Genomic DNA, 12053 nt, shown 5'->3' on the forward strand with positions numbered 1-12053 from the left:
AATGGACTGATAAATCGACAGGAAATAACGTATATCTATGACCATTGAACTGTCCATTGTGATTCCAATGTACAACGAGGAAGATAACCTCGAGTATTTATTTGCCCGTTTGTTAGAAGTACTGACTCCCCTCAAAATTACCTACGAAATTATTTGCGTTAACGACGGTAGTAAGGATAAAACTCTGAGCCAATTAATTAACTGCCACCAAATTAATCCCCAAATCAAAATTGTTAATCTGTCCCGTAACTTTGGCAAAGAAATTGCCCTTTCCGCTGGTATTGATTACGCCCAGGGGAAGGCGGTTATTCCCATTGATGCCGACCTCCAGGACCCGCCAGAATTAATTCATGAATTAGTTAATAAATGGCGCGAAGGTTATGATATTGTCTATGCTACTCGCCGTTCACGCCAAGGGGAAACCTGGGTAAAACAATTCACCGCTAAAATGTTTTACAAAGTGATTGGCCGCATGACAGAAATTAAAATCCCCCCCAATACTGGCGATTTTCGTTTAATGGACCGCAGGGTAGTCAATGCCATTAAGCAACTACCAGAAAGAACTCGATTTATGAAAGGTTTATTTGCTTGGGTAGGCTACCGGCAAACTTTCGTATTATTTGATCGGGAGCCCCGCTTCCAAGGACAAACCAAATGGAATTACTGGAAGCTCTGGAATTTTGCCCTAGACGGTATTTTTTCCTTTAGCTTGCTTCCTCTGAAAATTTGGACCTATCTGGGTTTAATTATATCCCTGCTTTCCCTAGCCTATGCCAGTTTTTTGATTTTAAAAACCTTAATTGTTGGCACCGACGTACCAGGTTATGCTTCTTTGATGGTGGCAATTTTATTCCTTGGGGGAGTGCAACTAATTAGCCTGGGAGTAATTGGTGAATATTTGGGGCGGGTTTATGAAGAGGTCAAAGCTCGACCATTGTATTTGGTTAGTGATCTTTGGGGATTAGAATACCTACAAATAGAAAGACTTAGTTCAGTTGAAAGATAGAAGCCTTTAATGGCTATCAATTTCTCTGAAAATCAACATTGGTGATCAATGAATTCTATTCTACAAATTCCCTTGGGGTAGTTAATCTAATATACTGGTTATGTCAGGGCTTGTTACAGGACATTACTGTCCAGCTCGTCCCCTAGTTTTTGATTGTTTAACGTTCACTTCCCCTAACATCATCGTCCATGGTATCGATTCTGACCCAACTCAATGATCACTTTGCCCAAGCTCTGGAGGGTCAGTTTCCGCCCGATGTTACCCTGCCCACTACCCTGGTGGTGCCCGCTTCCAATCCTAAATTTGGTGATTTTCAGTGCAACATTGCTCTGCCCCTGGCTAAGCAGTTGGGTCAATCGCCCCGGGCGATCGCCATGGAGATTGTCGACAAAGTTAATTTAAGCGAAATTTGTGAACCATTAACCATCGCTGGGCCAGGTTTTATTAACCTCAAGCTATTGCCTGATTATCTAGGAGAACAATTAATTAAACTCCAACAGGATCAACAATTGGGCGTGTCCCTAATCCAAGCTGCAGAAAGGGTGGTGGTGGATTTTTCGAGCCCCAATATTGCCAAGGAAATGCACGTGGGTCATCTCCGCTCTACCATCATTGGAGATTGTTTGGCGCGGGTGTTGGAATTGCGGGGCTATGACGTTTTGCGTCTCAATCATGTGGGGGACTGGGGCACCCAATTTGGCATGTTAATCACCTATTTAAAAGAAGTTTATCCAGAGGCATTGGTAACCGCCGATGCGTTAGAGATTGGCGATCTAGTTACCTTTTACAAGCAAGCTAAACAAAGGTTTGATCAAGATGAACAATTTCGGGAAGCGTCCCGTCAGGCTGTAGTTTCTCTCCAGGCAGGGGATGCAGAAAACATCAAAGCATGGCAATTGCTTTGTGACCAATCTCGACGGGAATTTCAACTGATTTACGATTGGTTAGATATCACCATTAAGGAGCGGGGAGAATCATTTTATAACCCCTTTTTACCTGGTGTAGTGGAATTATTACAGGAAAAAGATTTGCTAGTGGAAGATAATGGTGCCCAATGTGTTTTCCTCGATGGCTTCACCAATAAAGATGGCGATCGCCTGCCATTAATAGTGCAAAAATCCGATGGGGGTTATAACTACGCCACCACGGACTTGGCCGCTTTGAATTATCGCTTAAAAACCGATGGGGTGCAGAAAATTATTTACGTCACCGATGCGGGGCAAGCCAACCATTTTGCCCAATTTTTTCAGGTAGCCCAAAGAGCTGGCATTCTCACTGATCCCAGTCAAGTAGTCCATGTGCCGTTTGGCTTGGTTAAGGGCGAAGACGGCAAAAAGCTGAAAACTAGGGCGGGGGACACCATTCGCCTCAAGGATTTGTTAACGGAAGCAGTGGCTCGGGCCAGACAGGATTTGGAAACTCGTTTAGCGATGGAAGAACGGCAAGAAACCCCAGAATTTATGGAAAATGTGGCCCAAAGGGTGGGCATTGGAGCGGTGAAATATGCAGATTTAAGCCAAAATCGCACTAGCGATTACGTTTTTAATTTTGACAAAATGTTGGCTCTCCAGGGCAATACCGCCCCCTATATGCTCTATGCCTACGCCCGCATTCAAAGCATTAGTCGGGAAGGGGGCATTGATTTTGCTCAAATGGACAGCGGTGAAATTGTGCTGACTGAACCAAGCGAGTTAGTTTTGGCTAAAAGTCTTTTACAATTTGCTGACGTCATTGAAACGGTGGAAACTAGTTTGTTGCCCAATCGCCTTTGCGATTATCTTTATGAATTAAGCAAAGTTTTTAATCGTTTTTATGAAAATTGCCCCGTGTTGAAAGCCAGTGAACCCCAACGTAGCTCCCGTTTATTATTTTGTGATCTCACCGCCAGGACTTTAAAACTAGGCTTGTCTTTATTGGGCATTCCGGTTTTAGACAGGATGTAGTATGAATAATAATTCTTTGACTGATTTAGACCAAACTTTAGATATTATTAGCGCGATTCAAGAAGATTTAAATTATCAGCAAGCCCAGGCTAGTTTGACGGCGATCGTTGAACACATTGATCTCGATACTAGGGAAAAACAGGGACTGGAAAGGGAAATTGGTCACCTCTGTGCCATGCTGGAAAACCTCAACCAAGGATTAGTACAAATTGCGGCTTTTGGTTTGGTTGGAAGGGGAAAATCTTCCCTACTCAATGCCCTTTTAGGTGCGCAAGTTTTCACTACTGGGCCAGTCCATGGTGTTACCCAGAGTCACCAGTCCGCTCCCTGGTCATTGACCCAAGCTGACGGTTTATCTACCGTTACTATTTCCGGTTGGGGTAATGCCCAATTACAATTAATTGATACACCGGGCATTGATGAAGTAAAGGGTAAAGAGCGGGAACAATTGGCGATCGCCGTAGCCCAACAGGTGGATTTAATTTTGTTTGTCATTGCAGGAGACATGTCCCAGGTGGAATTCCAAGCCTTGTCCCAACTGCGGGCGGTGGGCAAACCGATGTTGTTAGTATTTAATAAAATTGATCAATATCCGGCGACAGATCAGCAATTAATTTACGAAAAGATTCGCGATGAACGGGTAAAAGAATTATTGTCTCCAGAAGAAATTGTCTTAGTTTCCGCCAGCCCATTGGTGACAGAATTGAGAGAAAATGCCCAGGGAAAGTTGGAACGTCATCAATACCGAGGGGAAGCAAAAGTTGATAACTTACGATTAAAAATTATTGACTTGCTCCAACGGGAAGGAAAATCCTTAGTCGCTTTAAACACTTTGCTCTGTGCTGACAGCTTAAATGATAAATTAGTGCAACAAAAAATGCGTTTGCGGGATAATCAAGCTAATACCATTATTCAAAAAGCAGTGATGGTCAAGGCGGCGGCCATTGCCCTCAACCCGGTGACTGTGCTGGATTTATTCAGTGGGGCAGTGGTGGATGTGGCCCTGATTATTTCCCTGTCCAAACTGTATGGCTTACCCATGACCCAGACGGCGGCGATCGCCCTGTTGCAAAAAATTGGGGTGAGCATGGGGGGCATCACAGCCAGCGAATTTTTGGCCGGATTAGGCCTCAGTTCCCTCAAAGGCTTACTTGGTTTAACGGTGCCGTTAACTGGGGGATTGGCCCTGGCCCCCTATATTTCCGTTGCCCTCACCCAAGCTAGTGTGGCAGGAGTGTCCACCTTGGCGATCGGTCAAGTGACCAAAACCTACCTAGCCAACGGAGCCGCCTGGGGAGAAACGGGGCCCCGGACGGTGGTGCGAGATATTCTCAATTCATTGGATCAAAATTCCGTTATGGCCCGCATTAAGCAAGAACTGCAGGGAAAATTAACGCCAGAAAGAATTGTCTCCCCCTCCCCTTAACCGCAGTTGAGACAGAAAAAGAAGGAAAACAATCATCCCCAAGATTGATAAACTGAGATATTACAAGAGTTATTGATACTTTTAGGGTTTTGCTTTGCCCCCGGTTGTTGTAGCTCCGCTGTCTGACCAGCCTGACTAAATTTTATTTGTATTAAAATTACCCCTGCGTATGCTCTCCACTGAAATGCCCCGTCCGACCACCGGCAGCACATTGTTAAAAAAACCGGCCTCCCCCTCCCCCAACCAAAATCTTTTACCTCTGACCTCTGCTATCAATAAAAACGGTGAGCTGGAAATTGGTGGTTGCTCCGTCACGGCTTTGGTGGAACAGTTTGGTTCTCCCCTCTACATTTTGGATGAAACCACCCTCCGGCAAGCGGTCCAGCAGTATTGTCAATCTTTCCAAAACTACTATCCTGGCCCAAGCCAAGTAATCTACGCTTCCAAAGCTTGGAGTTGTTTAGCCGTCGTGGCGATCGCCGCCCAGGAAGGTTTAGGGTTTGATGTGGTATCTGGCGGGGAATTATTCACCACGGTTTCAGCCCTCAAGCAATTAGGCTGGGACGAAGCTGAGATTGCAGAAAAAATTTACTTCCACGGCAATAACAAATCAGTGCAGGAACTCCAAGAGGCGATCACTGTTGATTGCACCATCATTGTCGACAACTGGCTGGAATTAGAAACCCTGAGCAAGTTGGCGGCCAAATCAGGGGAGCCGGTAAAAATCATGTTGCGCCTTACCCCCGGTATCGAATGTCACACCCATGAATACATTAAAACTGGACATCTAGACAGCAAATTTGGCTTTGATCCCAACCAGCTAGAAGCGGTTTTCACCTACATCACCCAACAGCCCCTACTCCATTGCCTCGGACTCCATGCTCACATCGGCTCCCAAATTTTTGAGCGCCAGCCCCACCAAGACTTAGGGGAAGTGTTGGTACAATGGTTTACCAAAGGTTTAACCTACGGCCTGCCCCTCAGGGAACTCAACATCGGTGGTGGCCTAGGGATTTGCTACACCGAAAGTGATGATCCCCCCAGCATTGAAGAATGGGTCCAAGCGGCGGCCCTCTCCGTAGCCAAGGCCTGCGATCGCCATAATATCCCTTACCCCAAACTCATTGCTGAGCCGGGACGTTCCCTGGTCGGGTCTGCCTGTGTAACGGCCTATCGAGTGGGGGGGCGCAAAGTCGTGCCCAATATTCGCACCTATATTTCCGTCGATGGCGGCATGTCCGATAATCCCCGCCCTATCACCTACCAATCGGTATATCGGGTAGCTCTAGCCAACCGCATGAACGACGAATTAACCGAAACTGTCACCGTGGCCGGGAAACATTGTGAGTCCGGCGATATTCTCGTTAAGGATGTGGAACTCCCCGTCGCAGAACCGGGGGATGTCTTGGTAGTAGCCGCCACTGGAGCCTATAACTACAGCATGGCTTCCAACTACAACCGTTTAGGACGCCCAGCCGCTGTACTAGTTAGCCAAGGGCAAGCAAACCTAATTCTGCAACGGGAAACCTACACCGACCTATTGCGCCAGGATTGTTTACCCAACCGTCTACTTTCCTAAATTTCTCCCCACCCCCACCCTAACGACCATCTCCCCTTACCCATGTCGGGCTTTCCCCCGGATCTTATCTCTCTGCTTCCCCTCCTCCATGGCGCCCTCGATCTTGGTTTAGTCATCGGTTTGTTCTACCTGCTAAGCCGAGTCTTTGGCGAAAATCAAATCCTGTGGATTATGCGGGGACTGTTGGTGTTGATGGTGGCCCAACTGGTGAGCGATCGCCTCCATTTAGAATTGTTGAAATTTGTGCTGGAAAAATTTGTCTTGGGCACAGCGGTGGCCTTAGCAGTAATCTTCCAGGCAGAACTGAGGCGATTTTTAGAACTGCTTGGCCAGGGGAGATTTTTAGAATTACTGCGGCGGCGGAGTTCTAGCCCCCCCAGCACCGATGCCATTGACGAAATTGTCGATGCCGTTAAGGAACTGTCCCAAAATCGGATTGGCGCCCTGATGGTGATGGAAGCTCAAGGAATTTTGGACAGCCGTATTTTTCTCAATCGGGGGGTAGCCATTGACAGTAAGTTGTCCAAGGAATTGTTGCAAACCATTTTTCAGCCGAAAACTTTGCTCCACGATGGGGCCATTTTTATCCGAGGCTCCCGTTTAGTGTCCGCAGGGGTTATTTTGCCCCTCTCAGAACGCAGTGCTTCTCGGCAGTTGGGCACCAGGCACCGAGCCGCCATGGGCATCACCGAAAAAAGTGAAAATTGCCTTTGTATTGTCGTTTCCGAGGAAACCGGTTCCATTACCCTAGCCCAGGGAGGAAATCTCAACCGTCCCCTGACTAGCAGTAAACTAAAGGAATTGCTAGAAACTGAATATGCCCCCCCACAGAGCGGGAGTCAGTTACTCCCCAACTTAGCCGTCTGAGCCGTAGCCTGAGCAATCAAAGTTGGGGAATACTCAGACGTTTGCTTTGGCTGCCTTCCTCAACTGCCCAAAACGACAAAAAATGACTATTAAACCTGTCATCTTAGAAACATTACCGCCGGATTTGGACAAACAACGGTTACCCCAACATGTGGCGGTCATCATGGATGGGAATGGCCGCTGGGCAAAGCAAAGGGGAATGCCAAGGATTATGGGCCACCAGCGGGGGGTGGACTCCCTGAAAAATTTGTTGCGTTGTTGCGACGATTGGGGCATTTCTGCCCTGACAGCCTATGCTTTTTCCACCGAAAATTGGGGCCGCCCCTTGGAAGAAGTTGAATTTTTAATGACCCTGTTTGAGCGGGTATTACGGCGGGAATTGAAGGAAATGATGGCGGAAAATGTCCGGATCCGCTTTGTGGGTAATCTGACTTCCCTGCCTCGGTCTCTCCAGGATGAAATTGCCCGCTCGATGGAAGATACGAAAAATAATACGGGAATCCGCTTCACCGTGGCCACCAACTATGGCGGCCGCCAAGAAATTGTCCATGTCTGCCAGGCGATCGCCAGGGAAGTGCAAGCGGGAAAGTTAGACCCGGAAATTATTGATGAAGGAGTGGTGGAAAAATATCTCTATACTGAAGGTTTATCCCATCCGGACCTCTTGATCCGCACCAGTGGGGAACTGAGGATTAGCAACTTTTTGCTCTGGCAAATGGCCTACGCAGAAATCTATGTCACCTCCACCCTCTGGCCCGACTTTGATCGCCAAGCGTTCCATTTAGCCCTACGGGACTATCAACAAAGGCACCGTCGCTTTGGTAAGGTTTGAAATTACCACGCAAAAATTAAAGTAGAAATTAAATTTGCCTCGGTTCACCTCCGGGTTGAAACAACAGAGGCGCCCAAGTTTAAACAAACTTTAAACAGCCTGCGATAAAATCAACTAGTTTTCCCGAGCATTTGCCATGCCCCAAACCCAAACTGGCATTGAGGATTTTCTCCTGCGCCAACTGCGCCGCCCCCCAGAAGCAGAGGAAGAGGAAGACTATTTTGACTATTTCTACGATGAACCGGGTAGTGAACCAGGAACCCTCAGCATTGAACCCGATGCACCTCCTTCCCGCATAGTCTTAGTGGACTATAGTCCCAACCATGCTGTTCGCAAATCCGATATCAGTCCTAATGCTCTAAGACCTTATTTAGGAACAAATACTGTTTCCTGGATGGACATTGAAGGTTTGGGCAGTGAAGAAGTGCTTAAGGAAGTAGGGGAAATTTTCAAATTACACCCCCTACTTTTAGAAGATATTGTTAACGTTCCCCAGCGGGCAAAAGTAGAAGACTATAACGACCATGTCATGGTGATTGCCCATCGGGTACGCCCCAACCGGGAAGAAGATGGATTTGAAAGTGAACAGGTCAGTTTTGTGTTGGGCAAACGTTACCTGTTAACTTTCCAGGAAGGCCATATTATTGATTGTTTTAACCCATTGCGGGAAAGAATTCGCACCAACCAAGGGAAGGTATGCCAACAGGGGGCGGATTACCTCTGCTATTTGTTAATTGACATGTTAATTGATGAATATTTTCCCCTATTGGAAGACTACGAGGAGCGCATTGAAGCCCTAGAAGATACCATTATTCGCAATCCCAATAGTTCATTGATGGAGGAAATTTATCATATTCGCCGCGAATTATTGGCCCTGAGACGGTTAATTTGGCCCCTGCGCCATGTAATGAATGTGCTGCTGCGGGACACTACCAATTCCATTGTCAGTTCAGACGTTAGAATTTATTTTCGAGATTGCTACGATCACATCATTCAAGTGTTAGATATTATCGAAGCGTATCGGGAATTAGCTTCTAGTTTAATGGAGGTTTATATGACCGCCATGAGCAATAAAATGAACGAGGTGATGAAGTTTTTGACTGTTATTTCCACCATTTTCATTCCCCTAACTTTTATTGCTGGAGTCTATGGTATGAACTTCAAAGACATGCCAGAATTAAATAGTCCTTGGGGCTACTACATTACCTGGATAGTAATGATTTTAATTGCTGGAGGCTCCCTCTATTTCTTCTGGCGCAAAGGTTGGCTTAGTCCCTCCTATGATTTAGGAGAAAAGTAGCTAGCTTAGCAATCATCAAACACACCTTGATTATTTCAGGAAACCTTGGAGTATTGCCAAGAGGTCTTTAAACGGGTTGCAGCCCGGCAAGATAATATTTTCTAGCCTCCTCATAATTTGTGGTCAAGTTAATTATTAAGGTATTCTAATTAGTTGAATTTCTTCCAAGATATAGCAAAGATTGCTAAGGTTAGGACATAATGTAGGGAAAGAGTTAGGAAAAAAGCGATGCCAGCCCCCTACAGTGTAGATCTAAGAGAGAAAGCGGTAAGTGCAGTAGAAAAAGGAGAGAAGAAAAGCCATGTCTGCCGAACACTGAACATTAGTCGCAACACCTTAGACCTATGGATAAAAAAGAAGAAAGAAACAGGAAGTGTAGCCGCGAAGAGAGATTATGAGCGTGGTCCACGACCGAAAATAGATGATTTGGATAAATTCAGAGAATTTGCAGAGGAGAACGGTCATTTAACGCAAAAACAAATGGCAGAAAAATGGCCAGAGCCTGTAAGTAGAATAAGAATAAGTAAGGCTCTAAAGAAAATAGGGTTTACTAGAAAAAAAAACTTATATTTACAGGGAAATAGAAGAGGAAGCGAGAAAGGCATTTGAAGATGAAATCAAGCAATATGCGGCAGAAAAACTGATTTATATGGATCAAGCCGGTCTAGATGACACTCTAGACTACCCCTATGGGTACTGTCATAAATCAGAGAGATTAAAGGCAAGCAAATTAGGACATAGAACCAAGAGAGTCAGCATAATAAGTTGTTGGTGGAATGGAACAACAATAGCTCCAATGATATTTGAAGGATACTGTAACGCTCAAGTAGTATGCACGTGGATAGAAGAAATGTTATTACCAGAGTTAATACCAGGTCAGATACTAATCATGGATAATGCAAGCTTTCATCCGAAAGAAAGAATAAAGGCATTGGTAGCAAAAGCTGGGTGTGAGGTTATATTTTTACCACCATATTCACCAGACTTGAACAAAATTGAGAAGTTCTGGGCGAGACTAAAACGTTATGTTTCCCAACTTGTTAGTAATGGAGAATCGCTGATTTCTGCATTGGATATAGCGTTGAGAGAAATGTCCTAACTATCTCGTCCTTTGCTATATCCCTCTTCCGTCAATCTAGGCAGAAGAAGAATAGAATGTATTCCATGAATTTAGCAAATACTTTAATCGATCTAGCTTATCAACCTTGTTGTAAAGTTTAGTTAACTCATCCAAAACATGGGCAAATGGAAATACTTTTAACCACTTTTTGATAAGATTTATTGCATTAAATACAGAGATCACTAATCGTAGGTTGTTTAGCCATTTTTTCCACCCTTCTTCTTTATCCCATTTTTCATGCTTTTGATGATACTTTGACGTTGAATTTAGAGTCGGATTAAAATTCTCATCATAAAAACAAATCATACAATATGCACACATCACTAATTCCCACCATTTTTGAATTTGCTCATAATGAGTTACCCTAAAATCTGCCCATCCTAATTCACTTTTGCATTGCTTAAATCCATATTCTATCCATGACCTTACCCCATATATTCTGCCAACTTCTTTATATTTAATATCTGGTATTCGAGTCATTACAAACCATCCTGCTTTTTCCTCCTCTTTTTCTGTTTCTGTTTTAATTTCCCAATATCTTATTGCGTTTTTTTTGCCATAAACTATTTCTCTGATATACCTATCTTCCTGTTTTCCATCCCATCTTATATGTTCAAACCTCCTCCACTTATTTGCCCTTACTTTAGCTTCCTTTGGAAGCCAGACCCCATGATTGCTCCGGATTCCCACTGCATATTCTATTTTTAATTCCTCTACGGCACTGATAAAATTGCTATGGCTTTCTCCATATAAGCTATCTGACACTACTCTTTTTATTTTAAAACCACTTTCTTCTAGTTCTTTTATTATCTCTACTGCTAATTCCGGCTTTGTTTTATACTTATCTCCCTCTTTTAATCTTTCTTTTGGTTTAAATACTTTTGATTCTAGAGGAAACGTTACTCCATTGCAGTAACCATAGGCATTTACTGACACTATACCGCTTTCTATTTTTCCTAAATTTCCAATATATTGTCTTTTTACATAATCTGTTGTTTTCCCTTTTTTGGGGTCTCCTGTTTCATCTATTATTACTATTATTTCTCTTCCTTCTAAAACTTCTAAGATAATATTTAATCTTCTTTTTTCTAATTCTTTTAATTCCCAAGGAGAATCTGTCATGAAATGCAGTAATCCCTGTTCATTTTTCAATCCTAGTGATGATGCTATTGCAGGTAAACTCTTTCTTTTTATATCACTTAATATTCCCACAATGATATATTTAAATGACTCATAAGACCTCACTTCTGGAAATATATCTTTATACAGTTCACTATATGTGTCTACACACTGTACTGTCTTTTTCGCCTCTCTTGTCTTTGTCATTCTCCCTCCGCGCTTTTCAGCCTTTTATCTCCATTTTAATTCCCTCAGTCTGACGGAAGAGGGATATCATTCAACACTTCTGGGAAGCTAGCTATCTTACTTTATGACTATTCATGACATATGATGAATAAAACTAGGCATATTCGGCAACTTTTTTTGCCAAAATAATGCTTTACCCATTTGGGGATTTAGCTCATAACCACCAAAACCAAACGACTTGTACGCTGATTGGGCAACATAATTTCCTTCAAGTACTTCTAAAGTAAGTTTACAACAGCCTAAATCTAAAGCAATGGCTTCTACTTTGTGCAACATTAGTTTTGATAATCCCTTACCACGATAGGGCAAAGAAACAATAACATCATGAATATTTAATAATGGCTTACAAGCAAAAGTAGAAAATCCTTCTAGACACACAATAAGACCAGCAGGCTGAAAATCAACAAAGGCAAGAATGACATGGGCAGAAGGTCTTTTGGCAAGTTCTACAGGCAGATTTGCTTTAACATAATCAGATAATCCTTCTCCTCCTCCCATGGGATCACGGGCATATTCATCCATCAATTGAATCATTGCTTCCGCATGGATAGTTAAATTAAGATCTGCTTTTACAATGTCAATCATTTTTGTGATTTTAATAATATAAGACTATGT

General features: G+C 43.8%; 10 protein-coding genes and 1 pseudogene. 9 read left to right on the plus strand and 2 right to left on the minus strand.

Annotation, left to right across the window (positions count from 1 at the left end; genetic code table 11):
• The first annotated feature begins 37 nt into the window (after positions 1-37).
• The 9 genes and pseudogenes from gtrB to IQE94_RS01395 all read left to right on the plus strand — a co-directional run bounded on the left by gtrB (position 38) and on the right by IQE94_RS01395 (position 10052).
• Complete coding sequence (gene gtrB, locus IQE94_RS01355) at positions 38-1006, plus strand: glycosyltransferase GtrB (protein WP_212715648.1); 969 nt, start codon at positions 38-40, stop codon at positions 1004-1006.
• Positions 1007-1194: 188 nt separating this feature from the next.
• Positions 1195-2949, plus strand: coding sequence for an arginine--tRNA ligase (argS, locus tag IQE94_RS01360; protein WP_212715650.1), 1755 nt, complete (start codon positions 1195-1197; stop codon positions 2947-2949).
• Between the two features lies 1 nt (position 2950).
• A complete protein-coding gene (locus tag IQE94_RS01365) occupies positions 2951-4375 on the plus strand; it encodes a GTP-binding protein (protein ID WP_212715653.1) in 1425 nt (474 codons plus the stop codon).
• Positions 4376-4544: 169 nt separating this feature from the next.
• Positions 4545-5954 carry a diaminopimelate decarboxylase gene (gene lysA, locus IQE94_RS01370; protein WP_212715655.1) on the plus strand — a complete coding sequence of 470 codons (1410 nt, stop codon included), beginning with the start codon at positions 4545-4547 and terminating at the stop codon, positions 5952-5954.
• A 42-nt stretch (positions 5955-5996) separates the two neighbouring features.
• Positions 5997-6907, plus strand: a pseudogene (gene cdaA / locus IQE94_RS01375) (diadenylate cyclase CdaA).
• On the plus strand, positions 6904-7653 hold the full coding sequence (gene uppS / locus IQE94_RS01380) for a polyprenyl diphosphate synthase (RefSeq protein ID WP_212715657.1): 750 nt from the start codon (positions 6904-6906) through the stop codon (positions 7651-7653). The pseudogene cdaA and the gene uppS overlap by 4 nt, the downstream one beginning before the upstream one ends.
• A gap of 136 nt (positions 7654-7789) precedes the next feature.
• Positions 7790-8953, plus strand: a complete 1164-nt coding sequence (gene corA, locus IQE94_RS01385) for a magnesium/cobalt transporter CorA (protein ID WP_194014396.1) — start codon at positions 7790-7792, stop codon at positions 8951-8953.
• 228 nt (positions 8954-9181) lie between these two features.
• Positions 9182-9562 carry an IS630 transposase-related protein gene (locus tag IQE94_RS01390; RefSeq protein WP_223342085.1) on the plus strand — a complete coding sequence of 127 codons (381 nt, stop codon included), beginning with the start codon at positions 9182-9184 and terminating at the stop codon, positions 9560-9562.
• Positions 9563-9569: 7 nt separating this feature from the next.
• A complete protein-coding gene (locus IQE94_RS01395) occupies positions 9570-10052 on the plus strand; it encodes an IS630 family transposase (RefSeq protein ID WP_249214045.1) in 483 nt (160 codons plus the stop codon).
• A 36-nt stretch (positions 10053-10088) separates the two neighbouring features.
• Here IQE94_RS01395 and IQE94_RS01400 read toward each other — a convergent pair whose 3' ends face one another.
• Complete coding sequence (locus tag IQE94_RS01400; RefSeq protein ID WP_223341782.1) at positions 10089-11399, minus strand: IS701 family transposase; 1311 nt, start codon at positions 11397-11399, stop codon at positions 10089-10091.
• A gap of 111 nt (positions 11400-11510) precedes the next feature.
• A complete protein-coding gene (locus tag IQE94_RS01405; RefSeq protein WP_212715659.1) occupies positions 11511-12023 on the minus strand; it encodes a GNAT family N-acetyltransferase in 513 nt (170 codons plus the stop codon).
• Positions 12024-12053: the final 30 nt, after the last annotated feature.

Source organism: Synechocystis sp. PCC 7339, from assembly GCF_019924095.1.
In the GTDB taxonomy this organism is placed as follows: domain Bacteria; phylum Cyanobacteriota; class Cyanobacteriia; order Cyanobacteriales; family Microcystaceae; genus Synechocystis.

Coding starts and splice junctions, on each gene's coding strand:
- IQE94_RS01390 (WP_223342085.1), top strand. CDS start 9,182: ATGCCAGCCCCCTACAGTGTAGATCTAAGAGAGAAAGCGGTAAGTGCA.
- corA (WP_194014396.1), top strand. CDS start 7,790: ATGCCCCAAACCCAAACTGGCATTGAGGATTTTCTCCTGCGCCAACTG.
- lysA (WP_212715655.1), top strand. CDS start 4,545: ATGCTCTCCACTGAAATGCCCCGTCCGACCACCGGCAGCACATTGTTA.
- IQE94_RS01365 (WP_212715653.1), top strand. CDS start 2,951: ATGAATAATAATTCTTTGACTGATTTAGACCAAACTTTAGATATTATT.
- IQE94_RS01405 (WP_212715659.1), bottom strand. CDS start 12,023: ATGATTGACATTGTAAAAGCAGATCTTAATTTAACTATCCATGCGGAA.
- uppS (WP_212715657.1), top strand. CDS start 6,904: ATGACTATTAAACCTGTCATCTTAGAAACATTACCGCCGGATTTGGAC.
- gtrB (WP_212715648.1), top strand. CDS start 38: ATGACCATTGAACTGTCCATTGTGATTCCAATGTACAACGAGGAAGAT.
- argS (WP_212715650.1), top strand. CDS start 1,195: ATGGTATCGATTCTGACCCAACTCAATGATCACTTTGCCCAAGCTCTG.
- IQE94_RS01400 (WP_223341782.1), bottom strand. CDS start 11,399: ATGACAAAGACAAGAGAGGCGAAAAAGACAGTACAGTGTGTAGACACA.